Here is a 19,461-nt window from a genome sequence, read left to right on the forward strand (position 1 = left end):
GGATCAAGACCCATCCTACGCCGTTGCGCGATCTGCAGCCCGTTCCAGCCAGCCCTGATAGTGCACCATCAACGCCCCCGTGACCGGCGCGTGTAGGGCCACGTCAAAGTGGAACTTCCCATCCTGTGCGAATTCACGCGCTGTACTGATGGGCAGCAACGCCCGCGGGATCGCCAGCGGCCCCAGTCGCCCGCGTTTGACCGGGAAATGCAATGCGCCGTCTTTGACATGCAGATCCAGCGTGAAGGTAAATGGCCCGAAACGTTCGGTCATCTCTCCCGCTGCTTGCCGCAGATGGGACCGAAACCGCCGATCCCCGAACCGTCTTTCCCACGTCTCGCCATCACCGGATGGCACCATGAGAACCTCAACCGCGATGTTGTCTGCTGCGGGCGGGAACCCGAAGAGCCGGGCCAGCAACCGCGACCACAGCCCCCTGCCCCGCTTGACCTGCCCACGCCCTGCCCACACCCGCGGGCCGATGACATCATGAACCGATGCCACAGTTGCAGGAAGTTCATCCATTGCGGCCCCCAGAAAGCCTGCGAACACCGGCACGCAGGGCCCGGTCACCATTTCCGTCACGACCGACAGATCGGCCATGGCCGTGCTGATATCATCCAGCGGCACAACACAAAGCGCAGCCCGCGCCCCGCTGCTGATCTGCGTAGGCTTGCGAAGCACCGCCCGCGCCGCCACCGCAGGAATAAACGGGCCATCCCCGTTCAACACACGCATGCGCCAATTGCGGGTTTCCCAACCATCGGCACTGCGCAGTTTGACCGTTACCGACATCCCCCCGCGGTCCGACCCGAATGGCCCCAGCAGCGCGGCCAGCCGCAGAATTGCAGACACAAACCACGGTCTGATCGCAAAATGCCGCCACCCGCGCATCCATGAGAGGACCGCCAAAGCGTGGTTCATCACGCCCAACTCCAGCCCGGCCCGGAAATCCACGCTGCGCGCGCCGAAATACGCGGCGAAGAGCGTTTGGTCCGGAACGACGATCATCCAGCCGCGCCGCCGCATGCCAGCCCCAAGATCAAAGGTTTCCGGCTGCGACCAACTTCGGATCGGGCGCGGCAGCCCATCTACCGGGGCCTCAAATGCGGTGCCAGATTGATGCAGGATGCTTTCAACAACGGCCCTTCCCCGTGGCGCCCGATTGCCGGGCAGAATGGCGCTGCTGATCTCGTCAATTTCGATCGCATCCTTGGCAAGTGCGGCCACCGCTGCGGATGAAATCGCCGGGACGCTGGACAGGCCCGACAGGACAAAGACACCCGCCGCGCGGGCCGCATCATCAAGCGTGGCAATACCGGCGCAGAAATCTGCATCATCGGCCAGATCAAGATAATGCACTCCATGGTCAATACAGGCCTTTGGCAGCGCATAGGGGTCGGCACCATAGGCGTGAAACGGGCCAGCCGCGTCAACCACAACATCCGGCCCCTGGGCCCAAAGCGGTGCGTGATCCCCCGCGCGATCAAATGACATGGCCGACGCCCCCATTTCGCGGGCAAGCGCCTGGGCCGCCGAAAATGTCCGCGCGGCGATGATCACCTCATGCCCATCGCGAACCAGCAATTGCACCAACCGGCTTCCGAAGGTGCCAGTCCCACCGATCACAGCGACCTTCATCGCAGCAAACGCGCCCGAAATGCCGGATCAGGCAGCCCGCACATGTCACCGCGCCCGAACATCGCATAGCGATTGCGGGCGATGCGCTGATAGAGCCAGTCACGCAGGACAGGGGGCAGAAGCCGCAGAACGGCGCAAAGCCGTCCCCATCCGCCTGTGCGCACCCCAAGACGGATCACAGCGTCAAAATCCCGCCAGACAATGCCGTTTTCGATGAAAAGCCAGCTATCGGGATCAAGCGGGTCAAGACCGTGCTGTACCATCAGTGCAGCGCCGGTTTCGGACTGGATCGGGGCGATACGGATATCGCCCGTCCGGTCAAGCCGGTGGATCATCCGCGCGCCCCAGCTGCACAGGGCGCAGGTGGCATCCATCACGGCAATAGGGTGATCCGTCGTGTTCATGGCTATTGACCTACGCCCAAACCGGGGCGGCGGCAAAGACCATTTCGCCGCAGATCACACACCCGTCGCCTTGAATTTTTCCATCAGATAGGGCCCCGATTGGACCGGCGGATAGGCATCGGACCCGTCCAGTGGCACGATCTGCGCGTTCCAGTCCGGTTGATGAAAAAACGCAAGCGACTGGCGTGCCGCCTGCCCCGGTGTGGCCACAACACGGTGCAATGTGCTGACCCAACGATCTGCCGTCCACCGGGCCATCAAATCCCCTATGTTGATCACAAAGGCATCCTTGGGCGCAGGGACATCAACCCAGATCTGTCCCTGTTTGACTTGTAACCCCTTTCGCCCCGGTTGCGGCAGAAGGATGGTCAAGGACCCGTAATCCGTATGCGCGCCTGCGCGCTGCTGTTTGGCCAAGGGGGCTGTGGTTGTGGCTGGATAGTGCAAGGCCCGCAATGCCGAGATCGGGTTGGCGATGAACGGATCAAAATGATCCTCTGGCAATTGAAGGGCAGCGGCAAAGGCCCGCATGATACGCGCGGCCAGATCCTCCATCGCGGCGTAGTAAGCCGCCCACGCCGTACGGAACCCCGGCAGATCGGGCCAGAGCGTTGGTTGATAGCAAAAGGCCAGCGCGTCGCGATTGGCATCTGCGGGCACCGATAACGGTCCGCCATTGAAGCTTTCTTTCAGATCCGGTGGGGTGTCCTCGCCCTTGGACCGGGCCAGCGCCTCGGCATCCGGGCCCAGATAGCCGTAGGGATAACCTTGATAGGGCGGGGACAGGCGCCGTTTGGCCGTGCTGTCCTGCGCAAAAAAGCCACTTGCCGCATGCCAGACCCCGTCGATCAACGCAGCATCAACCCCATGCCCGCGCAGCACCAAAAAGCCGGTATCCCGGCAAATCCGGTCAAGGCGGACGGCCAGAACCCCGCGCCTGTCCGGCGGCGCCGTTTCAAAAGCGCCCAGATCGAATTCTGCGAAACTCACCCCAGAACCTCGCGCCATGAATGTTGCGGGGCAAATCCGACAAGGCGCTTGGCTTTGTCATTGGCATAAAAGGTTTCATCCGGGCGCATCGGGCGTTGCAATGGCACATCAGGGTAGAACCGGGCGCGCACCTCGTCGGTGCTTATGGATACGGACATGTCGTCATTGGCCACGTTGAAAACCTGATAGCCCAGCCCATCTGTCCGCAGGCAGCAATCGACCATATGGCCCAGATCGCGCGCATCTATATAGGCAAAAATATTGCGGCGCCGCGTTGCCGGATCGTCCAGAAAGGCGGGGAAATTGGTGGCGTACTCGTCTGGTTCGATCACGTTATTGATCCGAAGCCCGTAAATATCCGCCCCTGACCGGGCCTGAAATGACCGGCCCGTGACCTCGTTACAGACCTTGGACATGGCGTAGCTGTCATGCGGAACGGTCGGGTGATCCTCGTCAACCGGGACATAATCCGGGAGGACCTCGCCATCGGCAAAACAGACGCCATAGGTGGTCTCGGAACTGGCAAAGATGATCTTGGGGATACCCAGCTTGGTCGCGGCCTCAATCACATTATAGGTGCTCTGGGTGTTCTGGCGAAAACACTCACCATCGGTGCCAATCATGACCCGTGGGACGGCTGCAAAATGCACAACCGCATCATAGCGCGGCACGCCAGTGCCTTCGTCCAACTCATGAAAATCTGCGAACTGGGACATCGCACCGATGACCTGGCCGGGATCACACAGATCAACCAGCAGTTCAGAACAGTCCAGCCCGGAGGCCACGCGGTCCACATTCAGGACCCGGTGCCCCTGCTGTTGCAAGTGGCGGATTGCCCATTTGCCCGCCTTGCCGCTGCCACCTGTAAAGAAAACACGCATTGACCGCCTCCCGTTTGCGGCACCTTATCCTGAGGTTGGATGATGAAACAACGCATCATGTGGCCAGCGCATGAGGGTTTGTCCGTGCGTCTGCAGCAGCCCTGTGCCGCACGGCCAAGCGTCAGCCCGGCCCATATGCCGCGCGCAGAACATTCTTTTGAACCTTGCCCATCGTGTTGCGCGGCAACGCATCGGCAATGATATAACGTTGCGGATGCTTGAAGCGGGCAAGCTGGGCCTGCACATGGGCCGCAATCGGCGCGGTGGACATGGCCATGTCCGCCGGCACGATGACAGCAACGACAGTTTCGCCAAAATCGGGATGCGGAATGCCAAACACCGCGCTTTCGACGACCCCATCAATGTCGTTGATGACTTCCTCCACTTCCTTTGGATAAATATTGTAGCCGCCGGAAATGATCAGGTCCTTCTGTCGTCCCACAATCGAGATACGGCCGTCATCGGTGCTGACGCCCAGATCGCCGGTGATGAAAAACCCGGTATCGCGCAATTCTTCGGCAGTCTTTTCAGGCATGTTCCAATAGCCCTGAAAAACATTGTCGCCGCGCACCTCAATCATCCCGATCTGGCCGGCGGGGACAGGTTGACCGTCATCGGTGATGACAACCTCGGTGCCGGGCAATGCGTAACCAACCGTTCCCGCCAGCCGTTCGCCATCATAAGGGTTGGATGTGATCATGTTGGTTTCGGTCATGCCGTACCGTTCCAGAATGCGGTGGCCGGTGCGGGTTTCAAAGGCGGTATGGGTCTCGGCCAGCAGCGGCGCAGACCCCGATATGAACAGGCGCATCTTTCGGACCAGATCGCTGTTCAACCGGGCATCCGCCAGCAGGCGGGTGTAGAAGGTCGGCACCCCCATCAACAGGGTGCCGTGCGTCAATTCCGCGATGATCGTCTCCACGTCAAACGCAGCCATGAACCTGACCTGCGCACCCGCCAGAAGTGACGTGTTCAACGCCACAAAAAGCCCATGGGTGTGAAAAATAGGCAGCGCATGGATCAACCGGTCATCGGCTGTGATCTGCCATAAATCTGTCAGGCTCTGGGCGTTGGATAACAGGTTCTTGTGCGACATCATCGCGCCTTTGGATCGGCCGGTCGTCCCCGAGGTATAAAGCAGCGCGGCCAGATCGTCCGGGCCTCGGGGCACGGTTGTAAATGCTGTCGGTTTGGTATCCGCTTGGAGGGAGAGTGATCCATCGCCCGCAGCCGACAATGTCAAAACCTGCGCGCCATCCGCACAAAGCCCGCGGACCTCTTCGGCGCTGCTGGCATCACAAACGACCAGCGCAGGGGCCGCATCATTGATGAAATAGCGCAATTCACTTTGCGTATAGGCGGTGTTCAGCGGCAGGTAGACGGCGCCCGTTTGTACCGCCGCACCGTATAGTGCGATCGTGTCCAACAATTTGGGGGCCTGCACCACAACCCGATCACCGGGCTTCACACCCGCATCTGCCAGCACATGCGCCAGCTGCGCGACCCGGGCCACAAAATCCGCATAGCTGACCTGCGATCCGTCATCGCGGGTCAGAAAGACGGCGTCATTCTGTGCGTGGGGTGCAAAGAGTGCATCATAGAGAATATTGGTCACAAGTCGGGTCCCTGAACTTTGTCGCAAACAGCATTATGCGGCCAGCGTTCTGATCGCGTCTGCATGATTTCAACAGGACCCAAATAGAACGCATCATTGTCGGAAATTAATACCGCATTGCGGTCTTGTCAGTAAGCCCCAGCTGATCCGGCATTTCCGCGAATACGTACCAAACCGTCTGATCAAACAGGACCTGGTCAGACGGCAATCGTCGGACAAGGCCGCTGGCCCACCGCCGCCCGCAGCGCTTGACGTCTTACCTGTCTTTGGGCGTCAAGACATATGCCAGCCGGAAGACACGCGAAATTCACAACAAGCGTCGGCTTTGGCGCTATACTCAAGACAGGATCATCAACAAAGGGAGCATCAAGACATGACACGCATGACGGCGAAAGACTTTGATCAGGGATTGCTTGACCTCTACGATTTCTACGCACACGGAAAGATCACGAAACGCGAATTTCTGGACAAGGCCGGACGGTACGCTGTTGGCGGCGTGACCACACTTGCCTTGCTGAACATGCTTAGCCCCAATTACGCCTATGCAGAGCAGGTTTCGTTCAATGACCCCGATATTCATGCCGATTACATCACCTACCCGTCACCAAACGGAACCGGCGATGTGCGGGGCTACCTCGTCCGCCCGGCAGAGGTCGAAACACCCCTGCCCGCTGTCCTGGTGATCCACGAAAACCGGGGCTTGAACCCCTATATCGAGGATGTGGCACGCCGGGTTGCTAAGGCCGGGTTCATGGCGCTGGCCCCGGACGGGTTGACCTCTGTTGGCGGCTATCCGGGCAATGATGCGGACGGGCGCGAGCTGCAGCGCAGCGTTGACGGTGAAAAGCTGATGAATGACTTTTTTGCAGGGTTCGAACACCTGATGAGACGGGATGACAGCACCGGCAAGGTTGGGGCGGTCGGGTTCTGCTATGGCGGCGGCGTGGTCAATGCACTGGCCGTGGCCTACCCTGAAATGGCGGCGGGCGTTCCGTTTTACGGCAGGCAGGCCGCGGTCGCAGATGTGCCCAAGATCGAGGCGCCATTGATGTTTCAGTTCGGCGAACTTGACGAACGTATCAACGCCTCCTGGCCCGATGTCGAGGCTGCCTTGCAGGCAAATAACAAAACCTACGAGGCGCATATCTACCCCGACGCCAATCACGGTTTTCACAATGACAGCACCCCGCGCTACGACGCGGAAATGGCTGCATTGGCGTGGGACCGCACCATCGGCTGGTTCAACACCTATCTCAGCTAGGCGTCCGCCGGGCAGGGCGGGTGACCGACAACTTTAGCGGTATTCATTCTGCTGCGGCCGGACTACGCTTGGCCCTGTCCCAATCACGGAGAACTGAGAATGCGCGCCCTACCCACCGCCTTGACCATGCTGGCTGCAACAGCCGCCCATGCCGAAAACCGGATCGACATCGTGCGCCCGGACGCACCCGAACTTGCGGCTTACGGCGATCACAAGATCGGGGTCACGACGATGACCTTTACCAATCCGGACCAGATCGACGTGGTCGATACAGGGGCCGCAGGCGCGGTTGCGCGCTATGACCGGGTGCTGACGGTCGAGATCTGGTATCCCGCCGACCCCGGCACCACCCCCGGTGGGACGCTGACAGCATTGCTGCGCGACGGGGCGACAGAGGCCACGCTGACAGGTCAGGCCGCACGGGACGCAACACCCGATACCAGCCAGACCTTTCCGCTTGTCATCGTGTCGCATGGATATCCGGGTAACCGGTTCCTGATGTCGCCACTGGCCGAAAACCTGGCCTCCAAGGGCTATGTCGTGGCCTCCATCGACCATCCGGACAGCACCTATGACGACCAGACTGCCTTTGGGTCCACCTTGGTCAACCGCCCCTGGGACCAGCGGTTTGTGATTGATCAGATGGGCGCGCTACCCGGTGCGCTTGGGCAGGCCATCCAAGGTGATAACGTGGCCATCATCGGTTATTCCATGGGCGGCTATGGCGCGCTGATCTACGCGGGTGCGGGGGTGACGCAGGCCAGCACAGCCTATGAATGGGGGGCGCCGCAGGGGCTGTTGGAACGGAACATGATGGGCACCGATACGCATGCCGAGCTGCAGGACCCGCGGGTCAAGGCGTTTGTGGCTTTTGGCCCATGGGGCAACAATACGGGCTTTTGGGATGCAGATGGCTGGGCCGGGATCACCAAGCCGCTGATGCTGATCGCGGGCAGCGTGGATGATGTCTCTATCTACGATGATATCCGGGGCATCTTTGACGACAGCATCAACACCACCCGGCATCTTTTGACCTTTGAGAATGCCAATCACAATGCGGGCGCGCCCATGCCCGCCCCTGTGGAAAGCTACGGCCTGCCTGCCGCCGATGGCTGGTTCCCGTTCGGGCATTACGCCGATGCGGTGTGGGACACGACCCGGATGAACAATATCAGCCAGCATTTCATCACGGCCTATCTGGACCTGCACCTGAAAGGGGATGCGGACAAACAGAGCTATTTCGATCTGGTCCCGGCCGGAAACGAGGCGGTCTGGGCCATGGATGACGCAGGCGCCCCCACGGATGAGCATACCTACTGGAAGGGTTTCCGCCCGCGCAGCGCATTCGGGCTGATGTTCGAGACCAAACCCACAGGGGAGTAAGGCCACGACGCTACCCGGAAGAACGGCCGCAGTTTGCAAGGCGTTCAATGGGTATGACAGGAAACACCAACCCCGGATGGGGGTTGGTGCCGTGAAAATAAGGCTGTGCGAAGCGGCGACTGTCTGAGCGGCACTCCCTATGTTTCACCCTCCAAGTGCGACTCGCGTGACCTTCCGCCCGGCTTGCCGGGCAGCGTCCGGTCCAGAGCTACCCCCGTTGTCCGATGAAAAGGTCCCAAGAACCTTTTCCGAGACGCCTCCAACCCTCCCCCATCGGGAGGGCGCTGCGTATTCTTGCTGCTTACCGTTTGTGCCGTAAGAACGATTGGTTGGGTGCCCCCCGAAGCGATCTTTAGTCGAATAAATCTGGTTGGTATGACGTCTTGAAGCGCTTTGCGAAGAGTTTCTTAAATTGTGTAGTGGTATCGGAAACTTTCATCAGAGTGAGTACTTCTTGGACCTGCTGCTTCAACTTTTGTATGCCATAACCTTCTGTTAAATGCTGATGGAATCTGCTTCGCCTGTTGCCATTGCTTCCTAGTTTTGGGTTGATCCGGTCTAACTCTTCCAACACCGTTCCGTTTTCCAGTGGATGGTAAATGTATGTTCGGGTAAATTTTGCAAAATGTTGCGGACGGTTCTGAATGACCTTTCCAGTCTTTGTTTGAGTAAGCCGTTTGCTGCCAAACATTCGGTTGAGTTCATCATAGTATTCGTCCGGAAATTCTTTTGCCCATTCGCGCTTTTCTTGTTCGATATATTGCTCGACCAAAAGTCTAAGCGCATCCGGTCCGCGAACCTCTTGAAAGCCTGTGGCTTCGTCAATTACTGCCGCCACACCTACTTTCGCGAAGGCGTTTAGGATAGCGGAAGCCTGTTGTGCCAAAGGTTCTTGAGCTTGCGAGAGCTTTCCCTGGTCGGCTGCCCTCTTTACGGCTTTGCAAACCTCGACAAGTACCTCGGCGTCATAACCGTGGGCGACATCACCATTGATTGCACGGAAATAGAACGGATTGTCGATACGAGAGGCTAAGTCCTCGTCAATCTGTGTGGCAACACTCTTGCCTTGAACAGTTTTAAGAAATGCATTTCCACCTGCCGACTTAAGCCCTAACGCCTTCGCCATACCACGTTTGTGGAATGCACGAGTGCCATCTTCTAAGACGTAGCAATCTAGAGATAAGCCTCCGACGTAGATGTTTCCTTGATGCGTTGCAAAGGGCACTTCTTCGCTCTCGGCTAACTGCTTGCGCTTGTTCCAACGCGCCTCTGCGGCTGACTTTGCTATTTGCCGACGTTCCTCTCGAGATAAGCTTTCAGCTCTAGCCTCACCGCCGGCTTTTTGTGGGCTTTCTGACATCGCAAGCATGCTCCATGAAAAAATCTATCGAACAGAGACGATATTGGTTGCCATATTGCAAGCATAAATACTAATTTATCGTCATAATTTATGGAAAATGCTTGCTAAAAGTCTAGTTCCTCTACAAAACGCGCGTTCTCCTGAATATACTGGAACCGTAGTTCGGGTTTTTTGCCCATCAGGCGCTCGACCAAGTCCGCCGTATCCCCCGGCTCGTCGTCATGCACCGTGACCCGGATCAGCTTGCGGGTGGCCGGGTCCATTGTCGTCTCTTTCAGGTCCTTGGCGTCCATTTCGCCAAGCCCTTTGAACCGCTGCACGTCGATTTTACCTTTGCCGCCCAGCCCTTTGGCCATGACCGCGTCTTTTTCGGCGTCGTCGGCCACATAGACCCGTTTTGCCCCTTGTGTCAGCCGGTAGAGCGGCGGGCAGGCGAGGTAGAGGTGCCCTTGGTCAATGAGCGGCCGCATTTGCGTGAAGAAGAAGGTCATCAGCAGCGACGCGATATGCGCCCCGTCCACATCCGCGTCGGTCATGATGATGATCTTGTCGTAGCGCAGGTCATCGACGTTGAAGCGCGTGCCCATGCCGACGCCAAGCGCTTCGCAAAGATCGTTGATCTCCGCGTTGGAGGACAGTTTGTTGGACGCGGCCCCCAGCACGTTGAGGATCTTGCCCTTCAGCGGCAAGAGCGCTTGGGTCTTGCGGTCACGCGCGCCTTTGCCGGATCCGCCCGCAGAGTCGCCCTCTACGATGAAGAGTTCGGTGCCGATCCGGTCTTTGGAGGTACAATCGGTCAGCTTGCCGGGCAGCCGCAGTTTCTTGGTCGCCGATTTGCGCGCGGTTTCCTTTTCCTGACGCCGCCGCAGCCGTTCTTCGGCCCGCAGCACAAGGAAATCGAGGATCGCGCCTGCGGATTTCGTATCCGCCGCCAGCCAGTTGTCGAAATGGTCGCGCACGGCCCCTTCGGTCATTTTGGCAGCGGCTTCAGTTGACAGCCGGTCCTTGGTCTGCCCCACAAAGGCCGGGTCGCGGATGAAGCAGGACACCAGCGCGCAGCCGCCTGACATCAGGTCGTCGCGGGTAATCTGTGCGGCTTTCTTATTGCCCGAAAGCTCACCATAGCCTTTGATCCCCTTCAGGATCGCGGCCCAGAAACCGGTGACATGGGTGCCGCCCTCGGGCGTGGGCACGGTGTTACAGTAGGACTGGATGAAGCCATCGCGCACGGGCGTCCAGTTGATCGCCCATTCGACCTTGCCCGGTTCGCCGTATTTTTCGGTGAAATCCACGGTGCCTGCAAAGGGTTTGTCAGCATAGGTGGTCGCCGTCCCCAAGGTTTCCTTAAGGTAGTCCGACAGCCCACCCGGGAAGTGGAATGTGGCCTCTGTCGGCGTTTCGCCATCGTCGATTTCGGACTTCCAGCGGATTTCAACGCCCGAGAACAGATAGGCCTTGGACCGGATGGATTTAAACAGGCGGGCGGGTTTGAACCTGTGCGAGCCGAATATCTCTGCATCCGCGTGGAAGGTGAACGTGGTGCCGCGCCGGTTGGTCGCCGCACCCACCTTTTCGACCGGACCAAGCGGAATGCCGCGCGAGAACCGCTGTTCGTAGATTTCCTTGTTCCGTGCGACCTGCACCACCAGACTGTCAGACAGCGCGTTGACCACGGATGCCCCGACCCCGTGCAAACCGCCAGAGGTCTGATAGGCTTTGCCAGAAAACTTCCCGCCAGCATGCAGGGTGCACAGGATCACCTCAAGCGCGGATTTATCGGGGAATTTGGGATGCGGATCAATGGGGATGCCCCGCCCGTTATCCTTGATGGTGATGGAATAGTCGGCGTGCAGCTCAACCTCGATCCGGTTGGCGTGACCCGCCACGGCCTCGTCCATGGAGTTGTCCAGAACCTCGGCTACAAGGTGATGCAGCGCCCGTTCATCCGTGCCGCCGATATACATGCCCGGGCGTTTGCGGACAGGTTCGAGCCCTTCCAGCACCTCGATGCTGTCAGCGTTATAGTCATCGGGGGTGGCCCCGGAAAGGAGGTCATCGGCCATGGGTGCTGCTCATTCTTGTGTTTGACTTATAATGGCAGGCAGGCGGGTGTGGAGCAATGCAGTATTGGCCCGCAACCGCACAAGCCTGGCCCCGAGATACCCCGAAATCGTGGACATTTCCTGTCGCGCGCTAGTTTTAGGTCATGCGTTATCTTCTTGTCTGTCTTTGCATGGCCATGCCAGCGGCAGCCCAGACCGTTGAGACGGATCTGGAACTGGTTCTGCTGGCTGATGCCTCCGGCTCGATTGATGCTGATGAGCTTGCGTTCCAGCGCCAATCCTACGCCACGGCGATCACTGATCCCGCTGTTGTCGCGGCCATCGAAAACACGCTCTATGGATCAATCGCGGTGACTTATGTGGAATGGGCCAGCAATCAGGCGGTTGTGGTTGACTGGACGATCATTGCAGACGCCAACAGTGCGACGCAATTTGCAGAGGCACTGATCGGCCCACCCCGCGCCGCATTCGGGCGTAATGCCATCGGGTCAGCCCTGCTGGAAGGAATGCGGCTGATCGAGGAAAACGACATTCGTGGCTTTCGCCGGGTCATCGACTTTTCGGGCGATAGCATGGGCAACAGTTATGGCCCGCCCATTACCACCGCCCGTGACACTGTTGTGGCCGCCAATATCACTATCAACGCCTTGCCGATCCTGCGTGATGGCCGGTTCATCGGGCAGAACCTTGAACAGGCCTATACCGACAACATCATCGGCGGCCCCGGCGCCTTTGTCATTGGTGCCAAAGAAGGCCCCGCATTTGTCGAAGCGATCCGGCGCAAGCTGATCCTCGAGATCGCAGGCAAGACCCCTCACCAGGATATCGCCCGCCTTGATCAATAGGGCCTAGCGCAGGTTCAGATTGCCGATCGCGGCGCGGATGACACTGCTGGTGTCGTCGCTGTCACCCGAGACAGCAAGACCAACAAGCGCCCCTTTCTGCCCGCCAAACGCCCGTGCGTAATCCGCAGCCAGATCAACATTTTCGGAATGAGAGCCCGTACCGGCCTGACGCAGCGGGATTGTCACCCCCTGCCCCGCAGGCCCGTATGGCGACGCGATCACCTGCCCGCGCCCATGGTTCCCACCCCAGGCATATTGAATGATGCGCACATCGCCGTTGCCCAGAAGGCTGCGGATATTCGCACCTTGCAGGCTGGGTGCAATCGCTTCGGGGACAAAGACGAAATACAGCGACAGATTGCGGTCATCACCACCCTTTTGCGCAAGGCTTGTGGCTGGGACGGATTGTTCGACCGTCCAGCTCCACGAGGCGCCATTGGCCCCCCAGTTTGCCTGCCCCACGCGGGTCCACGCGATAGAGACGGAGCCATCAGACACCATGCTGAGGTTATTTCCAAAGCTGTAGTCGTTTGAGCTGAACAGCGACAGGCGTTGTTCCTGCCAGCCATTTGCAAAGCTGATCGGCCCGGCGGAGGCTGCGAGTGTGGTGGCCGCAAGCACGGCTGCTGACATCATAAGACGCATGAGTGGTTCCTTTCGGTATCTGTCCCTGCACAGGTAACCCAGACACGTATGACAAGAACCAAAAAGTCTCGTGCTTCACAGGATTGTCAGGCGCGTGTCATCGCTGGATGTCTTCCAGATACTCCGTCAAGGCCAGCAAACGGGCTGGCACAGGGGTGCCGATCCCGTCCTGCTCAACGATCACCGTATCCCCCATATCGCCTGCACCAAACTCGGGCATGGCCGCGCTGAAATGGGCGCCCCGGTTCAGCCCGTCAATTGTGCTCATCACTGCATTTCGCGGGAAAACCCCGCCATTGCGGGCCGCAATTGTCGTCAGATCCGGGGGTGCGGTTGTCAGATCGCGCGCCAATGGGCCGCCCCCCATCGCGTCATTGCCATGACAGCCCGCGCAATCGGCTGCAAAGGCTGTCCGCCCGTCAACCGGTTCCTCGACGCATGCGCCAAGGGCCACCAGCGCCACCAACCAGATTTTCTGCATCTCAAACCTCCTTCATTTTTGGAATTTGTAACATACGGTGCGGCGGCGGCTTTGATCTGGATCATGCCGCGCGTAATGTTCGGGCAATCACAGCAAAGGATTGCCGATGCCCCACCAGATATTGATCATGCTCGCCGCCGGAATAGGCATACCCATCCTTGCGGCGCTGAATGCAGCCCTGGGGCGCGTCATCGGATCACCCGCTGTCGCGGCGGCGGTCCTTTTTGTGGTCGCCTTCACTGTGGCCGCGATTGTGGCGCTGATCACCGCGCCGCAGGCGGTGGGCAAACTGGCAGCGGCGCCCAGACACCTGTTTCTGGCCGGTGTGCTGATCGCGTTTTATGTTCTGTCGATCACGTGGATTGCGCCGACGATGGGCGTGGGAAATGCTGTGTTCTTTGTGCTGCTGGGGCAGTTGATCTCTGCCGCAGCCATCGACCATTTCGGATTATTCAGCGCGCAAGCCGCCCCACTGACATGGACACGAAGTGCCGGCATCGCGCTGATGGCCGCGGGCGTGTTTGTTACGCAGAAAGCTTAAGCACCAGATCCCACAGGCTGTCAGGGACCTCGATCACGTCTTTAACCTGTCGGTCGCTGCCCGGAATACGCGCCCCGTCCTGGGCCGCCACCGCATCGGCGACACGGGCAAAGCGGGCCGCAAAATCCGCGTGATACGTGCCCGGGTCCAGCAGGAAATAGAACTGACCCAACCCGTGTGGCGGCCCATCGGCAAGCTTCAGCCCGCCCACATCAAGCGAATTGACCGATCCTGTCATGCCGGCGGCCAGCAATTCCGCCATCAGGCCAAAACCCCATCCCTTATAGTCGCCCGCGCTGACCAGTGCGCCGCCCAGCGCGGCCGCTGGATCGGTCGTCGGCTGTCCGTCTGCGTCTACGGCCCATCCCAGCGGGATCTGCTTACCGGCCGCCTTTGCCATGGTGATCTTGCCCAAGGCCACAGCAGAGGTCGAGAAATCAAAATGCATGGATGGCCCATGATCGCCCGGCACTGTCATTGCAATCGGATTGGTGCCGATCACCCGGGCATTCCCGCCCGGTGGCGCAACAACGGGGGAGGCGTTGGTAAAGCCGATCCCGATCAATCCGGCAGCCGCAATCTGTTCGGTGAAATACCCCAAGGAGGTGCATGTATGCGCATGCGCCACGGCCAGACTGGCCACCCCATTTTCGCGCGCGAGGTCAAGCGCTGTTGGTAAAGCCGCCTCAAATGCGTATTGCGCAAATCCGAACCGCGCATCCGCCAGAACGGCACCACCGCGCGGACGGCTGACAACTGGATCGACATCGCCCTTGACCCGGCCAGAGGTAAGCTGGGTGCAATAGCTTTCCAGATAATAAAGCCCGCAGATCACGTTGCCCAATGCTTCGGCGCGCGCCACCGCCTTGGCGACCGACCGGGCCTGCGGTTCCGCCGCACCGTGGTTGCGCAGGGCATCAAAGCTGCGATCCTCGATCTCTGAAACACTGATCCTCATAGGTCCTCCACCACGCCAGCGTGCAACCGCACTTGCCGGTCCATCCGGGCGGCCAGTTCCAGATTATGGGTGGCGATAACGGCGGCCAATCCGGTATCGCGCACCAGGCTCATCAGCGCATCAAAGACCTTGTCAGAGGTATCGGGGTCAAGATTGCCGGTTGGTTCATCGGCCAGCAAAAGCGAAGGTTCATTCGCCAGCGCCCGGCAAAACGCCACCCGTTGTTGTTCGCCGCCCGACAGGGCCGCCGGACGATGCCCAGCCCGGGGGGCGATACCAACCCGATCAAGCAGGGTCATGGCGCGTTCCTCGGCCGGTTTGGTCGCGGCCCCGTTTGCCAGTTGCGGCAAGACGATATTCTCAAGCGCGGTAAATTCAGGCAGCAGATGATGGAACTGATAGATAAACCCAACCGTCGCCCGGCGCACCGCTGTGCGGCGGCGGTCGGACAGACGGGTCATATCCGTCCCTTCGATGGCGACCGTCCCGCTATCTGCGGTATCCAACAGGCCCGCGATATGCAAAAGGGTTGATTTGCCTGCACCTGAAGGGGCGACAAGGGCCACAACCTCGCCCCGTTTCACGGTCAGAGAGGCGCCTTGCAGCACGCGCACTTCGTTGGGTTTGCCGTGGTTATAGGCCTTGGTCAGGTCGGCGACCATCAGTGTCGGATCACTCATAACGCAATGCCTCAACCGGGTTCATGCGCGCGGCACGGCGGGCAGGAAAGATCGTGATGATCCATGACAGGCCCAGCGATAGCGACATCGCCTTGATCACGTCGGACAAATGCAGCTCGGCCGGGACGTTATAGATCCCCCGGATGGATGGGTCCCAGACCCCGCCACCGGCGACATAGTTCACAAGGCTGAAAATCTGGTCGATATAAATCGCAAACAGGCAGCCCAGAACCACCCCAAAGAAGGTGCCAATCGTGCCGATACCGGCCCCACAGATAAAGAATATGCGCAGGATCGACCCCTCGGTCAGGCCCATGGTGCGCAGAATACCGACATCGCGGCCCTTGTTCTTGACCAGCATGATCAAGCCGCTGATGATGTTCATCGAGGCCACGAGGACCAGAATGGACAGAATGATGAACATCACATTGTCCTCGATTGTCAGCGCCCGCAAAAACCGCCCGACCCTGTCCTGCCAGCTATAGGCCCACATTCCGGCGCCCGCCGCATCTGTGATGGGCTGCTTTAGCTCTTCGGACATGTTGATGTCGTCCAGCCTGACCTCCAGCTCATCTGCAACCCCGTCACGGTTGAAGATAAACTGCGCCTGATCAAAGGGCAGATAGGCGCGGACCTCGTCGATCTGATAGCGGCCGGTCGAAAAGACAAAGACCACATCATACGCATTGCGCCGGGTCGACTGACCAAATGGGGTGGCCGCCCCCGATCTGATGGTGATTTCGATCTTGTCACCCACCGTCAGCCCCAGGTTATTCGCCAGCGCCGACCCCAGGGCGATCCCGTTTGGCAAATCGTCGATATTTCCGAATGTGCGCTCGCTTTGTACGATGGCGTCGGACTGCTTAAGGTCCTCCAACCTGATCCCGTAGATGTCGGCCAAGGCGATCTGGCCATTGGCCGCAGCCATGGATTGGCCGCGGATCAATGGGGCCACGGTCGCAACCCCTTCGACAGCGCGAATGCGGTCGGCCATGTCCTCGAAATCGGTGATCACCTCGCGCGGGCGAACGACCGACACATGCGCATTGGCCCCCGCGATCGTGTCGATGAACTCCGCCCGAAAGCCAGAGCGCACGGCCAGTGTTGCGATCAATGCAAAAACCGCCAGTGTCACCCCGATCAGGCTGATCCAGGTCATCACGCTGACACCCCCTTCGGCGCGCTTGGCGCGGATGTATCGCCACGCAATCATCCATTCAAATTTCGCAAAAGGTGCGGTGGCCATGACGGTTCCTGCTGAAAGTTTCAGCGCAACGTGGGGCGATACCGCAGGATGGTCAAGCGTTAGGGTCACGACCCATTCATTCCACGCCTCCAGTTTGACTGATTTTGATCGTGACGAGGCGCAGCCCCGCCGTAATAGTGGTTCTATTTCAAGGGGATGCAACGCTGATCACGGGCAAAACCAGCCAAACCCTTCGGGCGCGGGTTTCACCTCATCTCAGCGGCGCGGGCCGCTTGTCCGTAGAACAACTATGGCCTACGCGTCCCAAACCGCTGATATTTCGTGAAATCTGCGCTGGCGGCGTGGAATTACTGGGTCCTGACCCCAAGGCCCAAAGGGCAAACATCAGCCAACCGGGCCTGCAGCAGATCACGCAAACGCAACATATCCGCAGCTTTCGTTTCAAGCTCGGCGATCTTGGCGCGCAGCAGCTGGGCAACCGCGTCAGCATCGAGGGTCGCATCGGTCAGACTATGCGTGATTTGCGCGATTTCGGCCAAGGTAAACCCCAGCCCCTGCGCCAAACGGATCAGGCGCAGCAATTCCACCGCAGCAGGCGGAAAGTCACGATATCCGTTTGCCCGCCGGTCTGATCTGACCAATCCGCGCTTTTCGTAAAACCGGATGGTATCTGTGCTGACCCCCAGCTGCGTCGCCACGTCGCCGATCTGCATGATATCCCCTTGACCTTGGACTATACTCTAACCCTTATAGCGGACCGCATCTGAGAAACATAAGGAGAATCCAGATGCTATCTGCCCAAACCTACAGGCGCATTTATCGGGCGTCGGCCTGGTACGACATCATAGTGACATGGCCCTATGCCCTACCCATCACATTCACGCTGATTTGGGGCGGTTTTGGCGGGTTACATGACATGGCCGGCCTGACACCCCTGCCCCAGCTGAACCCAATGATGGTGCTGTTTGCCAATTTCTTTGGGACCGTTGTGCTGATCTGGTCAGTGGTGCGCTTGCGGTTCGATAACCCGCTGCTCGGGCGCTATGACGCCGCGGGGCGGATGTTGTTTTCAGCGTGGATGATCAATGCCTTACTGCATGGCGGATCACCCGTCATCTGGGTGTTTCTGATCACCGAGATTTGCTGGGGGATCGCACAGGCCCTGCCCGTCAGATCACCAGTGGTTGCCCGCGTTTAACAAAGGGGTCAGGTCCCGGCCTGCGGCGGCGGTCTTGCTCTCCGCCGCCCAAAGCAACCCGCGCCGCAGCATCTCATGCGCGGGACCATCGGCGATCACCGCCGCCTGATGACCCAGTGAGTTGTAATAGACCCGCCCAAGCCCCCAGGCCCGCGTCCAGGCCACGGGCATATCTACCGGGCCGTTGGGGGTGTGATACCATGTGACAACATCCGTTCGCGTCGTGGCCAACACCTTGTTGGCGGGATCGACATGCAGGTAGTACTGCTCTGTCTGCACATCGAAATCGTCGATGCCCGCAACCAGCGGGTCATCGGACCTGATCGTCACGCGATGTTTCACACCATCGCCACCCGGATGCGCGACCCAATTGGCCCCGGTGATAAACTGCCACAGGGGGCTGTCGCGGAACGCATCACACATGCCGCCATGACACCCGGCCAGACCGGTCCCATGGGCAATCGCCTCTGCTGCGTTATTTGCGGCCTCGCGCGACAGGCTACTCATGGTCCAGACGGGGACCAGCAGATCATAGGTTTTCAACTCTGCCAGATCGTCAAAACAGGCCAGGCTGTCGGTGACCGTGACGTCTATTCCGGCCTCTGTCAGCATGTCGCGAAAGATCGCGGCAACCTGATCAGGCTGGTGCCCGTCCCAGCCACCCCAGGTGATCAGCGCAGAGGTCATCGGCGGACCCCGGCCAGTTTCGGCAACCTATTCGCAGGATCTGCCAACAATGTGGGGCGTGTAACGGGGGGATCGGCCCGCAGAACGGGGGATTTGCGTGACGGGTGGGTGCGCTCTTGGCGCTTGAGGCGTCGGAAGGGCATCACAAGCAAGGCCCATAGCCCGGCCAATCCAGCCCAACCACCCAGAAAGCCAACCCCGGCAGATGCGCCGCCTGCCACACTTAGCGGCAAGGCGGGCTGGAAATCCTGCCAAACCGCCTGCAAGGTCGCGGGATCGTTGAACCGCTGCGGTTGCGCAATCCGCGCAAGCGGCGTGGCATCGCGTAGGGCAGTCAAATCAAGCTGCAATCTTGCATGGCGGGCGATCTTTTCGCGCCAATAAGTCTCCTCGACCTCAAAAGACGGGGTCTGCGCCATCTGTTCCAACCGGTCCTCGCGGCCCATGCCCAGTGACAACGCCATGGCGTCCAGTTCTTTCAGATCGCGGGTCAGTTCATCCATCTGCCCGGCGACACGTTGCAGATATTGCTGTGAAAATTCAGGAAATTGGGACAGGCCTGCCGCACCGGCCAGCCCGCCAACAAGACAAAGCGCACGGATCATGCCCGCACCCATCGGA

20 protein-coding genes are annotated in these 19,461 nt (G+C 59.5%); 5 read left to right on the forward strand and 15 right to left on the reverse strand.

All coding sequences use genetic code 11. The annotated features are described in order from the left end of the window. Nucleotides 1–15: 15 nt before the first annotated feature. The 5 genes from AABB31_RS08585 to AABB31_RS08605 form a co-directional block, all read right to left on the reverse strand. Nucleotides 16–1,641, reverse strand: a complete 1,626-nt coding sequence (locus AABB31_RS08585; RefSeq protein WP_342078530.1) for a DUF4166 domain-containing protein — start codon at nt 1,639–1,641, stop codon at nt 16–18. Then, nucleotides 1,638–2,045 (reverse strand): DCC1-like thiol-disulfide oxidoreductase family protein, encoded by a 408-nt coding sequence (locus AABB31_RS08590; RefSeq protein WP_342078529.1) that lies wholly within the window; start codon nt 2,043–2,045, stop codon nt 1,638–1,640. Before AABB31_RS08590 ends, AABB31_RS08585 begins: the two co-directional genes overlap by 4 nt. Before the next feature lie 54 nt (nt 2,046–2,099). Then, nucleotides 2,100–3,035 carry a 2OG-Fe(II) oxygenase family protein gene (locus tag AABB31_RS08595; RefSeq protein ID WP_342078528.1) on the reverse strand — a complete coding sequence of 312 codons (936 nt, stop codon included), beginning with the start codon at nt 3,033–3,035 and terminating at the stop codon, nt 2,100–2,102. Next, nucleotides 3,032–3,916 carry an NAD(P)-dependent oxidoreductase gene (locus tag AABB31_RS08600; RefSeq protein ID WP_342078527.1) on the reverse strand — a complete coding sequence of 295 codons (885 nt, stop codon included), beginning with the start codon at nt 3,914–3,916 and terminating at the stop codon, nt 3,032–3,034. The genes AABB31_RS08595 and AABB31_RS08600 overlap by 4 nt, the downstream gene beginning before the upstream one ends. Nucleotides 3,917–4,037: 121 nt before the next feature. Next, on the reverse strand, nt 4,038–5,531 hold the full coding sequence (locus AABB31_RS08605; RefSeq protein WP_342078526.1) for a malonyl-CoA synthase: 1,494 nt from the start codon (nt 5,529–5,531) through the stop codon (nt 4,038–4,040). Nucleotides 5,532–5,904: 373 nt separating this feature from the next. Here AABB31_RS08605 and yghX point away from each other — a divergent pair, with 373 nt between their 5' ends. Then, the gene (gene yghX / locus AABB31_RS08610) at nt 5,905–6,792 is read left to right on the forward strand and encodes a YghX family hydrolase (protein WP_342078525.1); all 888 of its coding nucleotides are present in this window, start codon (nt 5,905–5,907) and stop codon (nt 6,790–6,792) included. A gap of 99 nt (nt 6,793–6,891) precedes the next feature. Next, nucleotides 6,892–8,175, forward strand: a complete 1,284-nt coding sequence (locus AABB31_RS08615) for an alpha/beta hydrolase family protein (protein ID WP_373635633.1) — start codon at nt 6,892–6,894, stop codon at nt 8,173–8,175. Nucleotides 8,176–8,527: 352 nt separating this feature from the next. On the opposite strand, the gene AABB31_RS08620 is transcribed toward AABB31_RS08615, so the two are convergent. Together AABB31_RS08620 and parE are read right to left on the reverse strand one after the other, a co-directional pair. Then, the gene (locus AABB31_RS08620) at nt 8,528–9,535 is read right to left on the reverse strand and encodes a P63C domain-containing protein (RefSeq protein WP_342078523.1); all 1,008 of its coding nucleotides are present in this window, start codon (nt 9,533–9,535) and stop codon (nt 8,528–8,530) included. Nucleotides 9,536–9,639: 104 nt separating this feature from the next. Further along, complete coding sequence (parE, locus tag AABB31_RS08625; protein ID WP_342078522.1) at nt 9,640–11,598, reverse strand: DNA topoisomerase IV subunit B; 1,959 nt, start codon at nt 11,596–11,598, stop codon at nt 9,640–9,642. Between the two features lie 143 nt (nt 11,599–11,741). Between parE and AABB31_RS08630 the strand changes: the two genes are divergently transcribed. After that, nucleotides 11,742–12,443, forward strand: coding sequence for a DUF1194 domain-containing protein (locus AABB31_RS08630; protein WP_342078521.1), 702 nt, complete (start codon nt 11,742–11,744; stop codon nt 12,441–12,443). Between the two features lie 3 nt (nt 12,444–12,446). On the opposite strand, the gene AABB31_RS08635 is transcribed toward AABB31_RS08630, so the two are convergent. Together AABB31_RS08635 and AABB31_RS08640 are read right to left on the reverse strand one after the other, a co-directional pair. Further along, a complete protein-coding gene (locus AABB31_RS08635; RefSeq protein WP_342078520.1) occupies nt 12,447–13,088 on the reverse strand; it encodes a DUF3047 domain-containing protein in 642 nt (213 codons plus the stop codon). A 97-nt stretch (nt 13,089–13,185) separates the two neighbouring features. Continuing rightward, nucleotides 13,186–13,569: a c-type cytochrome gene (locus tag AABB31_RS08640; RefSeq protein WP_342078519.1), complete on the reverse strand. Its 384-nt coding sequence runs from the start codon at nt 13,567–13,569 to the stop codon at nt 13,186–13,188. Nucleotides 13,570–13,675: 106 nt separating this feature from the next. On the opposite strand from AABB31_RS08640, the gene AABB31_RS08645 reads away from it, so the two are divergent. Then, on the forward strand, nt 13,676–14,110 hold the full coding sequence (locus tag AABB31_RS08645) for a DMT family transporter (protein WP_342078518.1): 435 nt from the start codon (nt 13,676–13,678) through the stop codon (nt 14,108–14,110). Here AABB31_RS08645 and AABB31_RS08650 read toward each other — a convergent pair. From AABB31_RS08650 to AABB31_RS08665, 4 genes are all read right to left on the reverse strand, one after another. Beyond that, entirely contained in the window at nt 14,094–15,068 is a 975-nt protein-coding gene (locus AABB31_RS08650; protein ID WP_342078517.1) for an Ldh family oxidoreductase, read from the reverse strand. The genes AABB31_RS08645 and AABB31_RS08650 overlap by 17 nt on opposite strands. Further along, nucleotides 15,065–15,748: an ABC transporter ATP-binding protein gene (locus AABB31_RS08655; protein WP_373635634.1), complete on the reverse strand. Its 684-nt coding sequence runs from the start codon at nt 15,746–15,748 to the stop codon at nt 15,065–15,067. The genes AABB31_RS08650 and AABB31_RS08655 overlap by 4 nt, the downstream gene beginning before the upstream one ends. Beyond that, nucleotides 15,741–16,994: an ABC transporter permease gene (locus AABB31_RS08660; protein WP_342078516.1), complete on the reverse strand. Its 1,254-nt coding sequence runs from the start codon at nt 16,992–16,994 to the stop codon at nt 15,741–15,743. Before AABB31_RS08660 ends, AABB31_RS08655 begins: the two co-directional genes overlap by 8 nt. Nucleotides 16,995–17,302: 308 nt before the next feature. Then, nucleotides 17,303–17,668 (reverse strand): MerR family transcriptional regulator, encoded by a 366-nt coding sequence (locus AABB31_RS08665; RefSeq protein ID WP_342078515.1) that lies wholly within the window; start codon nt 17,666–17,668, stop codon nt 17,303–17,305. Nucleotides 17,669–17,742: 74 nt separating this feature from the next. On the opposite strand from AABB31_RS08665, the gene AABB31_RS08670 reads away from it, so the two are divergent. Then, nucleotides 17,743–18,153: a hypothetical protein gene (locus tag AABB31_RS08670; protein ID WP_342078514.1), complete on the forward strand. Its 411-nt coding sequence runs from the start codon at nt 17,743–17,745 to the stop codon at nt 18,151–18,153. Here AABB31_RS08670 and AABB31_RS08675 read toward each other — a convergent pair. After that, nucleotides 18,130–18,840, reverse strand: coding sequence for a ThuA domain-containing protein (locus AABB31_RS08675; RefSeq protein ID WP_342078513.1), 711 nt, complete (start codon nt 18,838–18,840; stop codon nt 18,130–18,132). The two genes, AABB31_RS08670 and AABB31_RS08675, sit on opposite strands and share 24 nt — an antisense overlap. Then, nucleotides 18,837–19,445: a DUF2937 family protein gene (locus tag AABB31_RS08680; RefSeq protein ID WP_342078512.1), complete on the reverse strand. Its 609-nt coding sequence runs from the start codon at nt 19,443–19,445 to the stop codon at nt 18,837–18,839. The genes AABB31_RS08675 and AABB31_RS08680 overlap by 4 nt, the downstream gene beginning before the upstream one ends. Nucleotides 19,446–19,461: the final 16 nt, after the last annotated feature.

Source organism: Yoonia sp. SS1-5, from assembly GCF_038443705.2.
In the GTDB taxonomy this organism is placed as follows: domain Bacteria; phylum Pseudomonadota; class Alphaproteobacteria; order Rhodobacterales; family Rhodobacteraceae; genus Yoonia; species Yoonia rhodophyticola.

Coding starts and splice junctions, on each gene's coding strand:
- AABB31_RS08585 (WP_342078530.1), bottom strand. CDS start 1,641: ATGAAGGTCGCTGTGATCGGTGGGACTGGCACCTTCGGAAGCCGGTTG.
- AABB31_RS08590 (WP_342078529.1), bottom strand. CDS start 2,045: ATGAACACGACGGATCACCCTATTGCCGTGATGGATGCCACCTGCGCC.
- AABB31_RS08600 (WP_342078527.1), bottom strand. CDS start 3,916: ATGCGTGTTTTCTTTACAGGTGGCAGCGGCAAGGCGGGCAAATGGGCA.
- yghX (WP_342078525.1), top strand. CDS start 5,905: ATGACACGCATGACGGCGAAAGACTTTGATCAGGGATTGCTTGACCTC.
- AABB31_RS08615 (WP_373635633.1), top strand. CDS start 6,892: ATGCGCGCCCTACCCACCGCCTTGACCATGCTGGCTGCAACAGCCGCC.
- AABB31_RS08620 (WP_342078523.1), bottom strand. CDS start 9,535: ATGTCAGAAAGCCCACAAAAAGCCGGCGGTGAGGCTAGAGCTGAAAGC.
- parE (WP_342078522.1), bottom strand. CDS start 11,598: ATGGCCGATGACCTCCTTTCCGGGGCCACCCCCGATGACTATAACGCT.
- AABB31_RS08630 (WP_342078521.1), top strand. CDS start 11,742: ATGCGTTATCTTCTTGTCTGTCTTTGCATGGCCATGCCAGCGGCAGCC.
- AABB31_RS08635 (WP_342078520.1), bottom strand. CDS start 13,088: ATGCGTCTTATGATGTCAGCAGCCGTGCTTGCGGCCACCACACTCGCA.
- AABB31_RS08640 (WP_342078519.1), bottom strand. CDS start 13,569: ATGCAGAAAATCTGGTTGGTGGCGCTGGTGGCCCTTGGCGCATGCGTC.
- AABB31_RS08645 (WP_342078518.1), top strand. CDS start 13,676: ATGCCCCACCAGATATTGATCATGCTCGCCGCCGGAATAGGCATACCC.
- AABB31_RS08650 (WP_342078517.1), bottom strand. CDS start 15,068: ATGAGGATCAGTGTTTCAGAGATCGAGGATCGCAGCTTTGATGCCCTG.
- AABB31_RS08655 (WP_373635634.1), bottom strand. CDS start 15,748: ATGAGTGATCCGACACTGATGGTCGCCGACCTGACCAAGGCCTATAAC.
- AABB31_RS08660 (WP_342078516.1), bottom strand. CDS start 16,994: ATGGCCACCGCACCTTTTGCGAAATTTGAATGGATGATTGCGTGGCGA.
- AABB31_RS08665 (WP_342078515.1), bottom strand. CDS start 17,668: ATGCAGATCGGCGACGTGGCGACGCAGCTGGGGGTCAGCACAGATACC.
- AABB31_RS08670 (WP_342078514.1), top strand. CDS start 17,743: ATGCTATCTGCCCAAACCTACAGGCGCATTTATCGGGCGTCGGCCTGG.
- AABB31_RS08675 (WP_342078513.1), bottom strand. CDS start 18,840: ATGACCTCTGCGCTGATCACCTGGGGTGGCTGGGACGGGCACCAGCCT.
- AABB31_RS08680 (WP_342078512.1), bottom strand. CDS start 19,445: ATGATCCGTGCGCTTTGTCTTGTTGGCGGGCTGGCCGGTGCGGCAGGC.